This is a genomic window from Pseudomonas germanica (assembly GCF_019614655.1).
In the GTDB taxonomy this organism is placed as follows: domain Bacteria; phylum Pseudomonadota; class Gammaproteobacteria; order Pseudomonadales; family Pseudomonadaceae; genus Aquipseudomonas; species Aquipseudomonas neuropathica.
Window position 1 is genome coordinate 2,168,467 of sequence record NZ_CP071586.1, and the last position, 18,733, is coordinate 2,187,199.

The 18,733-nt window shown below is 59.5% G+C and carries 16 protein-coding genes and 4 tRNA genes; 13 read left to right on the forward strand and 7 right to left on the reverse strand.

The window, feature by feature from the left end; translation table 11 throughout:
• Positions 1–59: 59 nt before the first annotated feature.
• Complete coding sequence (locus tag J0G10_RS09630) at positions 60–3,530, reverse strand: hybrid sensor histidine kinase/response regulator (protein ID WP_220558347.1); 3,471 nt, start codon at positions 3,528–3,530, stop codon at positions 60–62.
• A gap of 247 nt (positions 3,531–3,777) precedes the next feature.
• On the reverse strand, positions 3,778–4,320 hold the full coding sequence (locus J0G10_RS09635) for a TetR/AcrR family transcriptional regulator (RefSeq protein ID WP_220558348.1): 543 nt from the start codon (positions 4,318–4,320) through the stop codon (positions 3,778–3,780).
• A gap of 91 nt (positions 4,321–4,411) precedes the next feature.
• On the opposite strand from J0G10_RS09635, the gene J0G10_RS09640 reads away from it, so the two are divergent.
• The 4 genes from J0G10_RS09640 (at position 4,412) to J0G10_RS09655 (ending at position 9,192) form a co-directional block, all read left to right on the forward strand.
• The gene (locus J0G10_RS09640) at positions 4,412–5,599 is read left to right on the forward strand and encodes an MFS transporter (protein ID WP_220558349.1); all 1,188 of its coding nucleotides are present in this window, start codon (positions 4,412–4,414) and stop codon (positions 5,597–5,599) included.
• A gap of 50 nt (positions 5,600–5,649) precedes the next feature.
• Entirely contained in the window at positions 5,650–5,961 is a 312-nt protein-coding gene (locus J0G10_RS09645) for a cupin domain-containing protein (RefSeq protein WP_095051094.1), read from the forward strand.
• 105 nt (positions 5,962–6,066) lie between these two features.
• Positions 6,067–7,218: a TDT family transporter gene (locus tag J0G10_RS09650; protein WP_220558842.1), complete on the forward strand. Its 1,152-nt coding sequence runs from the start codon at positions 6,067–6,069 to the stop codon at positions 7,216–7,218.
• Positions 7,219–7,317: 99 nt separating this feature from the next.
• Complete coding sequence (locus tag J0G10_RS09655; protein WP_220558350.1) at positions 7,318–9,192, forward strand: MFS transporter; 1,875 nt, start codon at positions 7,318–7,320, stop codon at positions 9,190–9,192.
• Positions 9,193–9,306: 114 nt separating this feature from the next.
• Here the strand turns inward: J0G10_RS09655 and sugE are convergent, their stop codons facing one another.
• From sugE to rdgC, 3 genes are all read right to left on the reverse strand, one after another.
• Complete coding sequence (sugE, locus tag J0G10_RS09660; protein ID WP_003223093.1) at positions 9,307–9,621, reverse strand: quaternary ammonium compound efflux SMR transporter SugE; 315 nt, start codon at positions 9,619–9,621, stop codon at positions 9,307–9,309.
• Positions 9,622–9,740: 119 nt separating this feature from the next.
• Complete coding sequence (locus J0G10_RS09665; RefSeq protein WP_220558351.1) at positions 9,741–10,706, reverse strand: bile acid:sodium symporter family protein; 966 nt, start codon at positions 10,704–10,706, stop codon at positions 9,741–9,743.
• A 161-nt stretch (positions 10,707–10,867) separates the two neighbouring features.
• A complete protein-coding gene (rdgC, locus tag J0G10_RS09670; RefSeq protein ID WP_064390914.1) occupies positions 10,868–11,788 on the reverse strand; it encodes a recombination-associated protein RdgC in 921 nt (306 codons plus the stop codon).
• 159 nt (positions 11,789–11,947) lie between these two features.
• Here rdgC and J0G10_RS09675 point away from each other — a divergent pair.
• The 4 genes from J0G10_RS09675 to J0G10_RS09690 all read left to right on the forward strand — a co-directional run bounded on the left by J0G10_RS09675 (position 11,948) and on the right by J0G10_RS09690 (position 12,482).
• Positions 11,948–12,023, forward strand: a tRNA-Val gene (locus J0G10_RS09675).
• A 19-nt stretch (positions 12,024–12,042) separates the two neighbouring features.
• Positions 12,043–12,119: transfer RNA gene (locus J0G10_RS09680), tRNA-Asp, on the forward strand.
• Positions 12,120–12,310: 191 nt separating this feature from the next.
• A tRNA-Val gene (locus J0G10_RS09685) sits at positions 12,311–12,386 on the forward strand.
• A gap of 19 nt (positions 12,387–12,405) precedes the next feature.
• Positions 12,406–12,482 (forward strand) — tRNA-Asp (locus tag J0G10_RS09690).
• Between the two features lie 114 nt (positions 12,483–12,596).
• Here J0G10_RS09690 and J0G10_RS09695 read toward each other — a convergent pair.
• Both J0G10_RS09695 and J0G10_RS09700 read right to left on the reverse strand, forming a co-directional pair.
• Complete coding sequence (locus J0G10_RS09695) at positions 12,597–13,763, reverse strand: catalase family protein (RefSeq protein ID WP_095051097.1); 1,167 nt, start codon at positions 13,761–13,763, stop codon at positions 12,597–12,599.
• A complete protein-coding gene (locus J0G10_RS09700) occupies positions 13,760–15,568 on the reverse strand; it encodes a di-heme-cytochrome C peroxidase (protein ID WP_220558352.1) in 1,809 nt (602 codons plus the stop codon). The genes J0G10_RS09695 and J0G10_RS09700 overlap by 4 nt, the downstream gene beginning before the upstream one ends.
• 270 nt (positions 15,569–15,838) lie before the next feature.
• On the opposite strand from J0G10_RS09700, the gene J0G10_RS09705 reads away from it, so the two are divergent.
• From J0G10_RS09705 to J0G10_RS09725, 5 genes are all read left to right on the forward strand, one after another.
• Entirely contained in the window at positions 15,839–16,555 is a 717-nt protein-coding gene (locus J0G10_RS09705; RefSeq protein WP_007919751.1) for an FKBP-type peptidyl-prolyl cis-trans isomerase, read from the forward strand.
• A 294-nt stretch (positions 16,556–16,849) separates the two neighbouring features.
• Complete coding sequence (locus J0G10_RS09710) at positions 16,850–17,305, forward strand: YkvA family protein (RefSeq protein ID WP_220558353.1); 456 nt, start codon at positions 16,850–16,852, stop codon at positions 17,303–17,305.
• Between the two features lie 112 nt (positions 17,306–17,417).
• Entirely contained in the window at positions 17,418–17,759 is a 342-nt protein-coding gene (locus J0G10_RS09715; protein ID WP_095051100.1) for a helix-turn-helix domain-containing protein, read from the forward strand.
• Complete coding sequence (locus J0G10_RS09720) at positions 17,756–18,127, forward strand: hypothetical protein (protein ID WP_003223109.1); 372 nt, start codon at positions 17,756–17,758, stop codon at positions 18,125–18,127. Before J0G10_RS09715 ends, J0G10_RS09720 begins: the two co-directional genes overlap by 4 nt.
• Positions 18,128–18,535 (forward strand): tetratricopeptide repeat protein, encoded by a 408-nt coding sequence (locus J0G10_RS09725; protein ID WP_095051101.1) that lies wholly within the window; start codon positions 18,128–18,130, stop codon positions 18,533–18,535. It begins immediately after the preceding gene.
• Positions 18,536–18,733 lie beyond the last annotated feature (198 nt).

Here is an 18,733-nt window from a genome sequence, read left to right on the forward strand (position 1 = left end):
TCCTACAGGATGTACGCCATACCAATGTAGGAGCTGCCGGAGGCTGCGATCTTTTGCTTCTATAGCGGCAAGTACCGACTCAACAACGCCCGCAACGCCGCCGGCTTCACCGGTTTGGGCAGATAATCCAGCCCCGCCGCATGCACCTGGGCGACCATCTCCGGTCGCCCGTCAGCGCTGATCACTACCCCCGGCACCGGCTCACCCAGGCTCGTGCGCAACCACGCCATCAGCTCAGTGCCGGTATCGCCGTGGTCGAGGTGATAGTCGACCAACGCCAGTTGCGGCCGCACGCCGTCATTTAACAGCGCAGCACATTCTTCGCGATTGCGCGCTGTCCACACCTGACAGCCCCAGCGACTGAGCAGGCTGTTCATGCCGATCAGAATGCTGTCTTCATTGTCGATGCATAGCACCCGCGCGCCGCTTGGCAACCTGCCATTCATTTCGGCTGCAGCGCTTGCCGGTTGGGCCTGCGAGCGGGCAAGCGGCACGCTGACGCTGAACACACTGCCGCGACCCGGCCACGAGCGCACCCGCAAGGTGTGACCGAGTACCCGGCACAAACCATCGGCGATTGCCAAACCCAGGCCGAGGCCTTTTTCAGCGCGGGTCTGATGACTGTCGAGGCGTTTGAACTCTTCGAAAATCACTTGCTGTTTATCTTCCGGGATCCCTGGCCCGCGATCCCACACCTCCAGACACAATTCGCCGCCGCGCCGCCGCACGCCCAGCAGCACCGGGCCTTTGGCGTAGCGGAAAGCGTTAGTCAGGAAGTTCTGCAAAATGCGCCGCAGCAATTTGATGTCGCTGTCGATACGCAGATGGCTGCCGCGCACCCGGAACTTCAAACCCTGTTCCTGCGCCAGTGCCTTGAATTCCGCGCCGAGCGTGTCAAACAGTTCATTGACCGCAAACGCCTTGCGGTCCGGGTTGATCTTGCCGTTTTCCAGACGAGAAATATCCAGCAGATCGCTGATCAGGTCCTCGGCCGAACGCAGTGAGCTGTCGAGGTGCTGCACCAGTTTCTGCGCCTCGCTGCTCAAGCCGTCGTCCTGATGGGAGAGGGCGGCGGAGAACAGCCGAGCGGCGTTCAGCGGTTGCATCAAGTCATGGCTGACCGCCGCGAGAAAGCGGGTTTTCGACTGGTTGGCGGCTTCGGCGGTGCCTTTGGCTTCAGTCAGCGCGACATTGAGTTGCGACAGCTCCTGGGTGCGTTCGCTGACCCGTTGTTCCAGCCCTTCATTGGCTTCGGTCAGTGCCTGCTCGGCTTCGCGGAACGCGGTGATGTCGGTGAAACTCATGACGAAACCGCCCCCCGGCATCGGGTTGCCGATCAGCTCGATCACCCGGCCGTTGGGGAACAGCCGTTCAGAGGTGTGCGCGCGGCCCTGACGCATCCAGTGCAAGCGGCGGGCAACGTGGACTTCCGCTTCGCCGGGGCCGCACAGGCCGCGCTCGGCGTTGTAGCGAATGATGTCGGCAATCGGCCGACCGACGCTGATCAAGCCGTCGGGGTAGTTGAACAGCTCCAGATAACGACGGTTCCAGGCCACCAGTTTCAGTGACTGGTCGACCACGCTGATGCCTTGCGTGATGTTCTCGATCGCACCCTGCAGCAAGGCACGGTTGAACTGCAGCACCTCGGAGGCTTCGTCGGCGATGCGCACGACGTCCTCCAACTGCATTTCCCGACCTTCGATGGCGGCTTTTACCACTGCGCGCGTCGACGAAGCGCCGAGTACACCGGCCAGCAAGCGCTCGGTATGGGCGATCCACTCGCCGTCGGCATTCTGGTTGGGGTTGAAGCCTTTGCCCTGGCGATAGGCGAAGCGAATGAAGCTCTGGCGCGCACGTTCCTCACCGACAAAACGCGCGGCCAATTGCAGCAAGTCGTCGATTTGCACCGCCAGCATCGAGCGTGCGCTCGGCCGCGCACTGATCTCCTGACCGATGAAACGTCCGGCCTGCCAGTGTTCCGATACGCGGGTACGCGACAGCACCGAAACCCAGGCGAACAGAGTGAAGTTGCCGGCCAGCGACAGCACTACGCCTTGGGTCAGCGGGGTAATCGGCAGGTTCAGCGGATTGCTGTGCAACCACGCCAGCCCTGGAAAACTGCTTAACGACCAGCCAAGGCTGTGCGCGGCGATCGGCAGGATCAAGGTGTAGAACCACAGGAAAGTACCGGCGGCCAAACCGGCGAAAACGCCGCGCCGGTTGGCCTGTTTCCAGTACAGCGCACCGAGCATGGCGGGCGCCAGTTGAGTCACGGCGGCGAACGCGATCTGGCCGATGGTCGCCAGGCTTGCGGTCGAGCCGAGCAAGCGATAGCTGACGTAGGCCAGCAACAGAATCACGACGATGCTGACGCGGCGTACCGAGAGCATCCATTGGCGGAACACTTCGAACGGGCGCTCGGCGTTATTGCGCCGCAGCAGCCACGGCAACAGCATGTCGTTGGAGACCATGGTCGACAACGCCACACTGGCGACAATCACCATGCCGGTCGCCGCCGACGCGCCACCGATAAACGCCAGCATGGCCAGCGCCGGATGGGCCTGCGCCAGTGGCAGGCTGATCACGAAGGAGTCGGGCAGCACATCGCGTGGCAACAGCATCTGACCAGCGAGCGCGATCGGCACGACAAACAGCGCGGCCAAGGCCAGATAGGCCGGAAATACCCATTTGGCCAGGCGCAGATCTTGCGGGTCGATGTTCTCAACCACGGTGACGTGGAACTGCCGGGGCAGGCAGATGATCGCCATCATTGCCACGCCGGTCTGCACCACCATCGACGGCCAGTTGATGGTTTCTTTCCAGTATTCCTCGAGACGCGGGGCGAGCATGGCCTGGTTGAACAGGTCATCGAAACCGTCATACAGGCCATAAGTGACGAAAGCGCCGACGGCGAGAAAGGCGAACAGTTTGACCAGCGATTCGAAAGCAATCGCCAGCACCATGCCACGGTGGTGTTCGGTGGCATCGAGGTTGCGCGTGCCGAAGACGATGGTGAACAGCGCCAGCACCAGCGACACGATCAGCGCGGTGTCCTGGGCGCGAGTGCCCATGGCGTCGGCACCGGCGCCGATCAGCAGGTTCACGCCGAGGACGATGCCTTTGAGTTGCAGGGCGATGTAGGGGAGGACGCCGACCAGACAGATCAGCGCCACGACCACCGCCAGCGATTGCGATTTGCCGTAGCGCGCGGCGATAAAGTCAGCGATGGAGGTGATGTTCTCCTGTTTGCTGATCATCACCATTTTCTGCAGGACCCACGGCGCGCCGACCAACAGCAGAATCGGTCCGAGGTAAATCGGCAGGAATGACCACAATTGCTCGGCGGCTTGACCGACAGCGCCGAAGAACGTCCAGCTGGTGCAATAAACCGCCAGCGACAGGCTGTACACCCAGGCACGCACGCGCGGCGGCAACGGCGCGCTGCGGCGGTCGCCGTAGAAGGCGATGGCGAACATGATGGCCATATAGGCCAGGGCGACGGCGGCGATCAGCCCGGTGGACAGCGACATGCAACACTCCCGACAAAAGACTCCCCGGCAATCCTGCCCGGGCGGACAGTCTCGCATGCGCGGGGCGGTTAGTCAGTGTCGACCAAGGTCGTGGCGTGGCGGGGTGTCGCAGGGCGAGAGCCGGGTGGTTTTTGCGGTGACCGGTCGGGCCTCATCGCTGGCAAGCCAGCTCCCACAGTTACTCGGGTGAGCACAAAATCCGGATTCGCTGAAGCTCCCTGTGGGAGCTGGCTTGCCAGCGATGGCGTCAGTCCTGCTGCAATGCAATCTCGATCAGACGATGCAGTTCATCCACCTCCAGCGCCGCCGCCGAAAACAGAATCCGGAACACCACCGGTGCGACCACCAGATTGATCAGCCGATCAACACTCGGAGCCACTTCATCCGGATGCCGCTCAATGATCGTCTGCAACTGCGCGCCAATGATCGTCACGCAATAGCCCGGCGTAGCACTGGCCTGCACGTCGCGCATCATATTGCGCCCAGGCTCCGAACTCATCTCATCGAGATACTTCTCAGCCCACGCACGAATATCACTGCGCAAGCTGCCGGTTTGCGCCGGTTCGCTGTCCGGACGCATGCGGGCGAGGGCGACGTCGGCCAACAATGCCGACAGGTCACCCCAGCGCCGGTAAATCGTCGACGGTGTAACGCCTGCACGCGCGGCGATCTGCGGGACGGTCACGCTCGAGCGCTCCTGTTCTTGCAGGAGCGCACGGACTGCCGAATGAATTGCATCTTGCACCCGGGCACTGCGGCCGCCGGGGCGCAAACCTTCTTTAATAGCCATGGCGCAGACCTTAACACAAAGAATTTGCTTTAAGCGCGAGGCAGTAGCACACTCCGCAAAAGCAAAAAATTAGCTTTTGCGGAGTGTGCCCATGACCAGCCTTGCTTCCAATCGATCCAGCCTGTGGTTTCTAGCGATTACTTTACTGAGTTTTCTCGCCGCCTCCACGGCGCCAACGCCGCTGTATCACCTGTATCAGGATCAGCTGCACTTCTCGGCAACCATGCTGACGCTGATCTTCGGCGTTTATGCGCTCAGCCTGTTGGCGGCGCTATTAACTGTCGGCTCGCTTTCCGATCACCTGGGACGCAAACCGGTGATCTTCACCGCCGTGTTGCTCAACGCGTTAGCGATGCTGCTGTTTATCTACGCCGACAGCGTGGCGTGGCTGATCAGCGCGCGTGTTCTGCAAGGATTTGCCACCGGCATGGCCACCGCTGTTTTAAGCGCGACCCTGCTCGACACGGATCGTCAGCAGGGGCCGTTGATCAACAGTGTCGCGCCGTTGCTCGGCATGGCCTTGGGCGGCATGGGTTGCGGTTTGCTGGCGGAGTTTGCGCCGGCACCTATGCAGCTGACCTATTGGCTGCTGCTCGCACTGTTTGTATTGCAAGGCATTTATGTCTGGCGCTTACCGGAAAGCGTCACTCCGCAAGCGGGGGCGTGGGCCTCGTTGCGGCCGACACTGCACGTGCCGATTCAAGCGCGGGCCACCTTGTGGCGCGTGTTGCCACTGAACACGGCAACCTGGGCGCTCGGCGGTTTCTACGCCTCGTTGGCACCGTCATTGGTGCGCACCGCCACCGGTTCGACTTCCAATCTGATCGGCGGCGCAACCGTGGCCGCCCTGACAGTGACCGGTGCATTGATGATTTTCACGATGCGCAATCGTCCCGCCGCACGGGCGTTGCAGTTGGGTGCGAGCCTGCTGCCGATCGGTCTGGTATTGATTCTGCTGGGCGTGCACAGCGCCAGCCTGTCGCTGTTTTTCCTCGGCACGCTGGTGGCCGGTTGCGGCTTTGGCTCGGGATTCCTCGGCGCCGTGCGCAGCCTGGTGCCGCTGGCCTTGCCCCATGAGCGGGCAGGATTGATGGCGGCCTATTACGTGCTCAGTTATCTGGCGTTCTGCCTGCCGGCGTTGCTCGCCGGGCACTTGTCGCGTAGCTACGGTTTGCTGGCAACCACCGATGGTTACGGGGTGGTGTTGATCGTGTTGGCCATTGGTGCGCTGTTACTCAGCCTGCGCCCAGCCGCAGCCAAAGTGTGCCGCGCTCCATAACCCCCTCGATTTCGGTTAGCCTTGCCCAGCCTTCTCTCACGGATCGCCCCATGAAGATTATCCGCAGCAAGACCTTCACTGCCGAGCGCGCCTGGGGCGCGCTGGACATCGCCAACATGAACGGCATCACCACGCGCCTGCACTGGACGGATCAGCCGTACAAATGGCACATCAACGATGGTGAGGAAGTATTTGTGGTGCTCGATGGCCAAGTGCTGATGCATTACCGCGATCTGGGCGAAGAAAAACAGGTGCAGCTTGAGGTCGGTGACATCTTCTATGCGAGTGTCGGCACCGAGCATGTCGCCCATCCGCAAGGCGCAGCGCGGATTCTGGTGATCGAGAGCGAAGGCAGCGTCTGACTGCTTATTGGTAAAACAGATAACAGTTAGAGAAATTACCCGTTATATAGATATTCGATTCGGTTCTACCATGGACTCAACCTCACCAGAGGAGAGGACTCCATGATGACTTGCCCCAACAGCGCCAAACCCGGCATCAAACCGTTCCGCCAGCTTCAGCACCCGCGTGAAGTGATTCGCCAGTTCACCCCCAACTGGTTCGCCGCGACCATGGGCACCGGTGTGCTGGCGTTGGCGCTGGCGCAACTGCCATTGGCCATTCCAGGCCTGCACGCTATCGCCGAAGGTTTGTGGTTGTTCAACATTCTGTTATTCAGCCTGTTTACCGTCGCCTACGCCGCGCGCTGGATGCTGTTCTTCGACGAGGCCCGGCGGATTTTCGGCCACTCCACGGTTTCGATGTTCTTCGGCACGATTCCCATGGGCCTGGCGACCATCATCAACGGCTTTCTGGTGTTTGGCTTGCCGCGCTGGGGTGACGGCGTGATTCACCTCGCCGAAGTGCTGTTGTGGATCGATGTGGCCATGTCGCTGGCTTGCGGCGTGTTGATCCCTTACATGATGTTTACCCGTCAGGAACACAGCATTGATCAGATGACCGCCGTCTGGTTGCTGCCGGTCGTGGCGGCAGAGGTGGCGGCGGCCAGCGGTGGTTTGCTCGCACCGCATCTCACCGATGCCCACTCACAACTGGTGATACTGACGACGAGCTACGTGCTCTGGGCCTTTTCCCTACCGGTAGCATTCAGCATTCTGACCATCCTGCTGCTGCGCATGGCCCTGCACAAACTGCCCCACGAAAATATGGCGGCGTCGAGCTGGCTGGCCCTCGGCCCGATCGGCACCGGTGCGCTGGGCATGTTGCTGTTGGGCGGTGATGCGCCGGCGATATTCGCGGCGAACGGTCTGCCCGGTATCGGTGAAATCGCCTCGGGTGTGGGGCTTATTGCCGGGATAACCCTGTGGGGCTTCGGGCTGTGGTGGATGCTGATGGCGCTGCTGATCACCGTGCGTTACTTGCGTGACGGCATCCCGTTCAACCTCGGCTGGTGGGGCTTCACCTTCCCGTTGGGCGTGTATTCGCTGGCAACTCTGAAACTGGCGAGCACCCTGAACCTGACGTTTTTCAGTGTCGTCGGCACGCTGTTGGTGATGTTGCTGGCGCTGATGTGGCTGATCGTCGGCAAACGTACCGTGCAAGGCGCCTGGCGGGGCGAGCTGTTTGTCTCGCCGTGCATCGCAGGTTTGAAGAAATAACCTGAAAAGTTTAGGTAAGGTGTGGCCTGGATCGCGGTTCGAGAATCCAATAAGCAGTACCCAGGCCTCTCTACCTTAAACATCAGGGAAACACGGAAGATGAGTCACCCCTCACAGTTCAACCTGCTGCGCACCCGGCGCTTCTTGCCGTTCTTCATCACGCAGTCGCTCGGCGCGTTCAACGACAACGTGTTCAAACAGTCGCTGATCCTCGCCATTCTCTATCGGCTGACCATCGAGGGTGACCGTTCGATCTGGGTCAACCTGTGTGCGTTGCTGTTTATCCTGCCGTTTTTCCTGTTCTCGGCACTGGCCGGGCAGTTCGGGGAAAAATTCGCCAAGGACGCGCTGATCCGTCTGATCAAGCTCGCGGAGATCGCGATCATGGCCGTAGGATCGGTCGGTTTTCTCTTCGATCACTTGTCGCTGATGCTGGTGGCGCTCTTCGCCATGGGTACCCATTCGGCGCTGTTCGGGCCGGTGAAGTATTCCATCCTGCCGCAGGCCTTGCGCGAGGATGAGCTGGTGGGCGGCAACGGCCTGGTGGAGATGGGCACGTTTCTGGCGATTCTTGCTGGGACGATTGGTGCCGGGGTCATCATGTCCTCTTCGCACTATGCACCGTTGGTGTCCTGCGCCATCGTCGGGATCGCCGTGCTGGGTTATCTGTCCAGTCGCAGCATTCCGCGCGCGGCGGCATCCTCCCCAGAGATGCGCCTGAACTGGAACATCTTCAGTCAATCCTGGGCCACGCTGAAGCTCGGTCTGGGCCAGACGCCAGCGGTGTCGCGCTCGATTGTCGGCAACTCGTGGTTCTGGTTTGTCGGGGCGATTTACCTGACGCAGATTCCCGCCTACGCCAAGGAATGGATGCACGGCGATGAGACTGTGGTCACCCTGATTCTCACCGTGTTCTCGGTCGGGATTGCGCTGGGTTCGATGCTTTGCGAGAAGCTGTCCGGGCGCAAGGTCGAGATCGGTCTGGTGCCGTTCGGTTCGTTCGGTCTGACCGTATTCGGTTTGCTGCTGTGGTGGCATTCCGGCGGGATTCCCGACAGCGTCAGCGGCCACAGCTGGATTGACGTGCTGGGCTTCGTGCACACCTGGGCGGTGTTGGTCGACATCCTCGGCCTCGGCATTTTCGGTGGTTTCTACATCGTGCCGTTGTATGCCTTGATCCAGTCGCGCACCGCCGAGAACGAGCGAGCAAGGGTGATTGCCGCCAACAACATTCTCAACGCACTGTTTATGGTGGTCTCGGCCATCGTCTCGATTGTGCTGTTGAGTGTGGCCAAGCTGTCGATCCCGCAGTTGTTCCTGGTGGTGTCGCTGCTGAATATTGGCGTCAACGCCTACATCTTCAAAATCGTCCCCGAGTTCAGCATGCGCTTCATGATCTGGCTGCTCAGCCATTCCATGTACCGCGTCGAGCACCGCAACCTTGAAGCCATTCCGGATGAAGGCGCGGCATTGCTGGTGTGCAACCACGTGTCGTTTGTCGATGCGTTGTTGATTGGTGGCGCGGTGCGTCGGCCGATTCGCTTTGTCATGTACTACAAGATCTACAACCTGCCGGTGCTGAACTTTATCTTCCGCACGGCGGGGGCGATTCCGATTGCCGGACGGAATGAAGACATCCAGATCTACGAAAAGGCTTTCACCCGGATTGCTCACTATTTGAAGGCCGGTGAGTTGGTGTGCATCTTCCCGGAAGGCAAGTTGACGGCGGACGGCGAGATGAATGAGTTCAGGGGCGGGCTCACGCGGATTCTCGAAGAGACACCGGTGTCGGTGATTCCGCTGGCGTTGCAAGGGCTGTGGGGGAGTTTCTTCAGTCGCGATCCGAACAAAGGGTTTTTTCACCGATTGTGGTCGCGGGTGACGTTGGTGGCAGGAGCGCCGGTGGGCGTTGATGCTGCTGAGCCGGCGAAGTTGCAGGGGTTGGTCGGGGAGTTGCGCGGGGCAGTTAGATAGCCGGCGATTTTAAGGTCCTCTTCGCGAGCAGGCTCGCTCCCACATTCGATCGCGTTCCGTCAGAGGAATACGATCAACTGTGGGAGCGAGCCTGCTCGCGAAAGCGGTAGTGGCTTAAGCGCTGACCTTAAGCCCAATCAACCCGGTAATGATCAACGCCACACTGGCCAGCCGAATCAACGCCATCGACTCGCCAAACAGGATGATTCCGGCAATCACCGTGCCCACCGCACCGACGCCGGTCCAGATCGCATAGGCGGTGCCCAACGGCAATTCCTTCATCGCAAGGCCGAGCAGGCCAAGGCTGATGGCCATGGCCGCAACGGTCAGAACGGTGGGGAGCGGGCGGGTGAAACCGTCGGTGTATTTCAGGCCGACGGCCCAGCCGACTTCAAACAGGCCGGCGAAAAACAGAATGATCCAGGACATGAAAGACCTCCATCGATAGACGGGGTCGTCCCCAGATTAATAACTCGATCGAGCCGCAGGGTCGTCCCCGCGTTACGCAATAGTGTGACGAGCATTAACCCGGGGATCAAGTTTTCGCCTCAGTCGGCCGCTTGCTGCGCCAGCGACTCGCGATCTTCCTTTTCACTCATGCGCCGGAAGTACGTCGACAGCAGTGCCCCGGAAATATTGTGCCAAACGCTGAACAGCGCACTCGGCACCGCCGCCAATGGCGAGAAATGTGCACTGGCCAGCGCGGCACCCAATCCCGAATTCTGCATGCCGACTTCCAGCGCCAGCGATTTGCGCTGGGCCAACGGCAACTTGAACAGGCGCCCGGTGAAATAACCCAGCAGATAACCGAAGCTGTTGTGCAGCATCACCACGGCCATGATCAACAGGCCGGATTCGGCGATTTTCGCCTGACTGGCGGCCACCACGGCGGTGACGATGATCACGATGCTGACCACCGACACCAACGGCAACACATCCACTGCGTGGCGCACTTTGTCGCCGAGCAAGCGTTGGGCAACCACGCCGAGAATGATCGGCAGCAACACCACTTGCAGGATTGACCAGAACAGCTCCATGAACGACACCGGCAACCATGCCGAGGCCAGCAGCCAGATCAGCGCCGGCGTCAGCAGCGGGGCGAGGAGGGTGGTCACGGCAGCAATGGCCACCGACAACGCCAGATCACCTCGGGCCAGCCAGGTCATCACGTTGGACGAGGTGCCGCTCGGGCAGCAGCCAACCAGAATAACCCCGACGGCGATTTCCGGCGGCAGATGAAACACCTGGCAGAGCAACCACGCCACACCGGGCATGATCACGAAATGTGCAACCACACCCAGCGCTACGCGCCAGGGATGGCGGGCGACAGCAGCGAAGTCGTCGAGTTTGAGGGTCAGGCCCATGCCGAACATGACAAGCCCGAGCAGCGGTACGATCGCGCTTTTCAGGCCGAGGAACCACGCCGGTTGCAGGAACGCAATCACCGCGAAAATCAGAACCCAGTAAGCGAAGGTATTGCCGACAAAGCGGCTGAGTGCAGCCAGTGCGCGCATGGCTTGTTCCTTATTGTTTGTTACACCACAAAACATTGTGGGAGCTGGCTTGCCAGCGATGGCGGCGTGTCAGACTCCCTATAAGCCATCTGTAACACCGCTATCGCTGGCAAGCCAGCTCCCACATTTGAACCGGTTCCATCAGTTGGAACTGGTTGGATTTAGATCCCCTGCGGAGTCTCTTCCCCACCCAACGCTTCAACCAGCGCTGGCAGGAAATCGCCAAAGGTCAGCATCATCAGCGTGAAGCTGGCATCCAGTTGACCCAGCGCCTCGTCGCCACCGTCCTGCTCCGCCTGATCCTGCAACAGATCTTCGAACTTCAGACGTTTGACCGTCATCTTGTCGTCGAGCATGAACGACAGTTTGTCCTGCCAGGCCAGCGACAACTGAGTGACGACTTTGCCAGTGCTCAGGTGCAGCTGGATTTCTTCGCTGGTCAGGTCCTGACGCTTGCAACGCACGATGCCGCCATCTTCGTGGGTGTCGCGCAGTTCGCACTCGTCCAGTACATAGAAGTCATCAGCGGCTTTTTGGGTGGTGACCCAGTCAGTCATGACCGCAGTCGGTGCCATTTTCACGGTCAGCGGACGGACGGGCAGGGTGCCGATCACTTCACGCAGGGTCGACAGCAGGTCTTCGGCACGTTTCGGGCTGGCCGAGTTGACCAGGATCAGGCCCTGTTTCGGCGCGATAGCGGCAAAGGTCGACGAGCGACGGATGAAGGCGCGCGGCAGGAACGCCTGGATGATTTCATCCTTGATCTGATCGCGTTCCTTCTTATAGACCTTGCGCATCTGTTCGGCTTCGATCTCTTCGACCTTTTCCTTGACCGCGTCGCGCACGACGCTGCCCGGCAGAATGCGTTCTTCTTTACGCGCGGAAATCAGCAGGAAGTCACCGCTGACGTGCACCAGTGGAGCATCTTCGCCTTTGCCGAACGGCGCGACGAAACCGTAGGTGGTCAACTCCTGGCTTGCACATGGACGCGCCAGTTTGGTGGCCAGTGCAGTTTCCAGCGCCTCGGCATCGACAGGCAGGTCTTGGGTCAGGCGATAGATAAGCAGGTTTTTGAACCACATGGGGTGAGTCTCTCCTTTATACAAAGGGGGGCATTATTGTCTTCGCCGTCCCATAGGCCAACCCTTCTCTAAGCCTTTGGAAGGCCTGAGAAAATTATTTAAAAAAGTGCTTGCCAGAGGTTGGGTCGCTCCGTAGAATGCGCGCCACACCGAAGCGAAGGGTGATTAGCTCAGCTGGGAGAGCGTCTGCCTTACAAGCAGAATGTCGGCGGTTCGATCCCGTCATCACCCACCATTCGTTTCAAGTGTTTAGCGCAGCGGTAGTTCAGTCGGTTAGAATACCGGCCTGTCACGCCGGGGGTCGCGGGTTCGAGTCCCGTCCGCTGCGCCATATTCGGTAACCTGGACCACTGAACGCCAGGTCACCACGGAAAAACCCGCCAAGGCGGGTTTTTTTCTGCTCCAAGGTTGTACCCGCGGGATGTGTCGTTTTACTGGTTTTCGGATTTATTTGAAAAAAAATTCAATTAAATCAACACTTTACGAAAACTTGTGGCATAATGCGTCCCGTAACGAAGCGAAGGGTGATTAGCTCAGCTGGGAGAGCGTCTGCCTTACAAGCAGAATGTCGGCGGTTCGATCCCGTCATCACCCACCATTCGTTTCAAGCGTTTCGCGCAGCGGTAGTTCAGTCGGTTAGAATACCGGCCTGTCACGCCGGGGGTCGCGGGTTCGAGTCCCGTCCGCTGCGCCATATTCGGAATCTGGAACACTGAACGCCAGATTCCACAGAAAGCCCGCCTAGTGCGGGCTTTTTGCTGTCCTGGATTTATTGATTCCATGTCCTCAAAGGTGCTTTGACACCGCTCTACTGCGCGGCATTCTGGCTGTGCCGATAATCGCTCACTGCCTCATACACCGCTTTACGCAAGCGGTTGATTCCGCCAATCGGCCGATGCGCCTCAAGCCCGAACCACGGATTGAACGAAAGATTGTCACACGCCAGATTCAGCGCCGGTGTATCGAAGTCCTGCGGTGGCAGAGTGATCCGCGCTACGGTTTCAAACGGCGAATCCTGCTCGCGCCATTCGATGCTGGTGTCTTCGATCGGCATGTACTTGTTGGCATCCTGACGCTGGATCTGCAGGACGAAACACGCCGGTATCCGGTCCGTCGACAGTTGCTGGTTTAAGGCGCTGCGCAAGAAATTCGGTAAATCATGATTCTGTTTTGGCAGTGTGTAGTCCGGGCAGTTGTCCGGGGCCGGCGCCACCCGAAACTTTGCATTGGCTTCACCAAATTTGTACGGCGATACCGAAAAATAAGTGGTCGCGGTCGGACTGTCCGGCGGCGGTGACAGGGTTGCCAGCGCAATAAACAAATGGCGGACCTGCCATGTGCGCGGGTCCCATCCCGGAAAAAATGCCATGACCTTTTTGCCGTCAGCCTGCGCCGACACGTTCTGACGATACTCGGCGACATCGCTGACAAAAAAGTTCGGGTGGCTGAACATCACAAAATCCTGCTCAGGCTGTGACTGGCGGTTGCCGAGCAGCTGTTTTCCCGAAACGTCCAGCAGTTTGATCGCCATCCCCCGGGCGTCGCGCAGGCTGTCGAACTGTGGATAGGCATTGCCATTGGACAGGCGAATCATCGCTTGCCAGGTTTTTCCGGGCTCACTGAACACGCCCTGTCGCAGCGGTTGCGCCAGTTCCGGCAGCACTTGCACCTGCGCCTTCACGCAGCCATGGGCCTTGGCATGGGCGTCGCGCAGATAACGGGTGCCTTCGCGATGCTGATCGACGATGCGCACGGCGGTCTGGATCACGTCCTGTGTCATCGCCGCTTCGCCAGGCGGAACCTGCTCCAGCGCCGACACCGGGCCGCGGTGATGCCAGGCAAACCATGCTGTGGCGATGGCCCAGCCGAACAGGCCGATGACGAGCGCTATCAACAGAACCTTGCCCAGTACACGACCCAGCCACAACCAGATTCTGGCCAGCAGCGACTGTTCTTTCTTGAAGGTTGAGATCATGGCAGTTGCGCCTCCAGTGGGCCGCCGAGGACTTTCAGGTACTCAAGAAGTGCCCAGCGTTCTTCGGGCTGCAATAGCCGGCCAATCACGCCGTTGCCACGTTCGCCGGCGCGGAACTCATGGCCGCTGTTGTGGTTGCCGGTGATGCGCGTGTCGAACAGGAAGCCATTGGTAAACGCTTCGGTGCGATAACCCAGATGTCGCGGATCGTATTCAACGGTGCCTTTGAAAAAGGTCGTGACGCGTTCATCCTGCGGCGACAGCAACTGATAAATGCTCGGCACTGAACCGTTGTGCAGAAATGGCGCGGTGGCCCAGACCCCGGCCAGCGGGCGGGCCTTGTAAGCGACTTTTTCGCGCACGCCGATGGGCAAGCCGAAGCCGTCCAGGCGTGGCTTCTCCTGTGCGGTGACGTTGGCTTCGCGGTAGGCACGATCTTCGACGAAGGCGGTGACGTAAGCCAGGCCTTTGGCCACTGACAACTGGCTCAGATCCAGAGGTTCTGTGGGCGTCGGATGCAGTTTGACGTCCATGGTTTCAAGTTCCTTCAGGTCCCATTGCAGGGCGGTCAGGTCGAAACGGTGGCTGGCGATATTGGTGGCGGCGGTCGGGTCGGTGCCGATGACATCGACCGGCAGCATGTGCAAATGCTGCACCCAGCGCTCACCTTCCTGCGTCTGGCGCGGTACGTGACAGCCGGCGCAATTCTCGGCAAACAGCGCGCGTCCCTTGGCTGCCAAGGGTTTGTCGATGGCGCCAAACAGCTCCTCTGGCCAAGTGGGTGGCTTGAGCTTTTGCAGGGTTTCTTCGATCTTGTGCAGATCACGCACGCGCACGCTGGAGGCATAGCGAGCGTCGCCTTGCAGCGGCTGACCGTTGGTATCAAAAAAATTCAGGGTGGCGCCGACGCCTAACGCTTCGCCGATGTTGCGTGCCATCGGCTGCTGTGCGGAGCCGTTCCACTGCACCCAATCGAACGTCCACATATCCCAGAGTTGCGGGTAATCCACCGGGGCATTGGCCACGCGATAGTTGGCGGGGGAAATCGCATCGCCAAACGTCGCATTGGCAATGCGTCCGAAAGCATCGGCGCGGCCGGGACCTTCCTCGGTCGGATAGAGGCCGCGATGGGTATCGTTCCAGGCGACCTTGAGGAAGGTGTTCAGAGAGGTTTTGAAGTCTTTGCGCAATTGCTCGTGGCGCGCGTCGTATTCGTCGCCCAACAAGGTTCTGGCAAAGCGTTCGAATTTCCATGGGTTGTAGTAAGTCGAGGTCAGACTTGCCACCAAAGCCTGTCCGAAACTGCCGCCGCGTAAAGTAGGAACACTGGAAGGCAGCACATGTTGTGCGGTACCGCCGTCAATCCGCACGGCCTGGCCTTTGAAGCGCAATTCGCCGGTGTGGCAAGCGGCGCAAGTGATGTCCAGATATTGTTCGGTGCTGCCGGGGTTCTGATGTCGGGCAAAACCGACGGGGAGGTTGCCGGGGTTGGTCGTCGTGGCTTTCTGCTGCGGGTCGATCAGAAAACCGAAACGCGCCAGGTAATCAGGCGAGGCGAAACGTTGCGCCGAGAAGGGCAGTTCCAGCGCCTGGAACCACTCATAGCGCAGGCCTTTGACCTGCGTACCCTGGGGCGTGAAATAGTAGGTTTGCCGGTCTTCGTCACTCCACTGATCGAGGTAATGCACCTGCTCGGCGGGGGTGTAGAAGGGCAGTTTCGGATTGGCGACGTAATACAGGACCACGGCGAGAACCAGTCCCAGCAGCACGACGATCAGAGTCAGCACACGGAATAAGAGGCGCAAGATAAACATCCTTGTCGATTTGTTCCGCTGTTATGCCTGAGCCTGGCCCTGTGCGGCAAGTGGCCATTACGCCAGATGATGCAAGAAGAAACGACGCCGATTGCCGGGACGAGATGACAGAAGCTTCATCGTCGCTTCGCGCCAATGCGTTTTAATCCCTGAACTTATCGGAAGATTCCTGCTCTCATGCCGGTAGCCATTGGTCGTGGCGGCCTGATAAGCTCGCGGCTTTACTCGATTGCCCTTTCGGCGCATGAACAAGGAAATAGCATGAAACAGCATCGGTTGGCGGCGGCGGTTGCCCTGGTTAGCCTGGTCCTCGCGGGTTGTGATTCGCAGACCAGCGTAGAGCTGAAAACCCCGGCGCAAAAAGCTTCCTACGGTATCGGCCTGAACATGGGCAAGAGCCTGGCTCAGGAAGGCATGGATGATCTGGACTCCAAAGCGGTAGCCCAGGGCATCGAAGATGCCGTCGGCAAGAAAGAACAGAAGCTGAAAGATGAAGAACTGGTCGAAGCCTTCGCCGCGCTGCAGAAGCGTGCTGAAGAGCGTATGGCCAAGATGAGCGAAGAGTCGGCAGCCGCCGGCAAGAAATTCCTCGAAGAAAATGGCAAGAAAGCAGGTGTGACGACCACCGCTTCCGGCCTGCAGTATGAAGTCGTCAAGAAAGCTGATGGCCCACAGCCTAAGCCGACTGACGTAGTGACCGTTCACTACACCGGCAAGCTGACCAACGGCACCGTCTTCGACAGCTCCGTCGAGCGCGGCAGCCCGATCGATCTGCCGGTGAGCGGCGTGATCCCGGGTTGGGTTGAAGGTCTGCAACTGATGCACGTTGGCGAGAAGTACAAACTGTACATCCCTAGCGATCTGGCTTACGGCGCTCAGTCGCCAAGCCCGGCAATCCCGGCCAACTCGGTTCTGGTCTTCGACCTGGAACTGCTGGCCATCAAGGATCCAGCTAAAGAAGCCGCTGCTGCCAAGTAATCGGTAACGGGTCTGACAACAACGCCTCGCTTATGCGGGGCGTTGTTGCATCTGGACCCTGCCAAGGGTAAACAGAGCGAACCGATGGCGGTCGGGAGAGTCATAGCCAATGAGACTGCCATCGCTAGCCGCCCTGAGCAGCCAAGTCAATGAAATATTGGGGTTTTTTATGTGAGTAAAAAACGCCCGATCTGAGCGCAGCCCTTATGAAACGGGGCTTTCAGCGCTGAAATGCAGCTCTGTTCACAAGGTTATCCACAATTTGTGTGGATAACATTTCAACGGGAGGAATAGATGAAAGCTCCGTGGAATTTCGCTCGATTCCTGCCCTTGGCCGGCCGTCTGTTGGCGCGTGGCCGTTTACCGACCTTACTGTTTGCGGTTGCCAGCAAAGGCGCCGCGCAAGGCAATCGTCTCGGTAAACTCAAGGACGATTTACGCTTGCTTCAGGCATTGTGCCTGGCCTACTGGCGCGGCGAGTACCGCGCTATCAGTGGCAAAGCCCTGGTGTCGGTGGTGGCGGGTTTGATGTACTTCCTCAGTCCGGTGGATGCGATTCCAGATTTCATTCCCGTGTTTGGCATGTTCGACGACATCGCCGTCCTCGCCTGGCTGATGAAAACCCTCGACGATGAACTCAATGCGTTTCGCCTGTGGCGTAACCGTCAGAAACCGGAAAAACTGGCAGTCGTCGAACGCCTGCCGGATACCCCCGAACAACTGCAACTACAGGGGCCGAAAAAAACCTGATTCTCAGCACCCACCTACAGATAGATACCCCCCGCGACCTTGGCCGCTGTTAGGATTACACTTCTAGGGAAAAGTGCCGACTCGCTAAGTGTTGTTGTCCTACGGGGTAGTCATGGATATTCAGATAATTGCACGCGATGGCGAACCCGAATACGCGGTTCTGCCGTGGGCTCAGTATCAGGCTCTACTAAAAGCAGCAGGCATCAACGAAACACCGTCGCGTCCGGCAGCCACGCCGCTCACGGCCTCACCAGACGCGATACTTCCAGGTCTGGATCAACTACGCAGTTTGCGCGAAGGGAAGGGCATCGCCATTGAGGCGCTGGCCCGCACGGTAGGCATCAGCCCGTCTTATCTGGCCATGATCGAAAGTGGCGAGCGTCAGCCCGACGCCGCGATTCGCCGCAGCCTGGCCTGGGAATTGACGGTGCCAGGGTGGAGGGATGAATCGTGAGCGTACGCATCAGTCGTCAACATTGGGACGGATTGCTCGGGGAACTTGATCAGGCGCGTCGCCAGCGCCATCTGCTGACTTATCGGGCGTTGCTCGAGCGGTTGCAATTGCCGACGCCGGCCATGCAAACCCTGACGGCCGCGCTTGAACATCTGGCCGCGCTGGATGCCAAGGCCGAACAACCGTTGCGCAGTTCGCTGGTGATCAGCCAGGGCGCCAGTCGCCTGCCGCGCACAGGTTTCTTCGAATGTGTTGAACGTCTGGGGCGTTTTTCCGGGCCATCCGACGGCGTTGCCGCGGCTTCCTGGCATGCCTCGGAAGTGGTCAGGGTCTTCGAGTACGAGTACCCGGAATCGGCAGAGGCCTGAGTGTTTTTACGACTCAAGGCGCGGGCCAGTTACTGGCTGGCCCGCAGGCTGTTTCACTGGTCGTGGTTTGTCCGCCAACCGCGAGGCTGGCGCTGGCTTGAAGGGCAGTTTGCGCGCATGGCCAACCTTGGCGATGTTGGTGCACAAAGCTTCTACGGGCACATCCTGACCTTTCGTGGTGTCGGCCTGGGTGCACGTGAAGAAGGTGTTCGCCTGTTGCGACTGGCCGCGCTCGCGGGTGATGGCAAAGCGGCTTATCAGGTCGGCGTGATCAGTTTGGCCGGAACGCCGAGCAAACCGCCGGATCCTGTCGAAGCCGCCCGCTGGTGGGGCATGGCGGCCAAAGCCGGACACCCGTTGGCGGAGCTCAAATTGAAAGAGCTGAGTACTCGCGACTCAACACTGTAAATCCATTTGTGTCTGCCCGAACAAACGCGGCGTGAGGTTTTCCTCACGCCGCGTTTGCGGTTTTGCGCGCCTGTTTATCTGTGAGCTGTTTTTTACAGACAAGTCCTACAGTCATCGCCTACTTGCCTGACTTCTTTCCCGATTGATCCCCCGCACAGTTCCCGCGCCTAATTTTTTTGCGCGAGGGAACGCCCATGT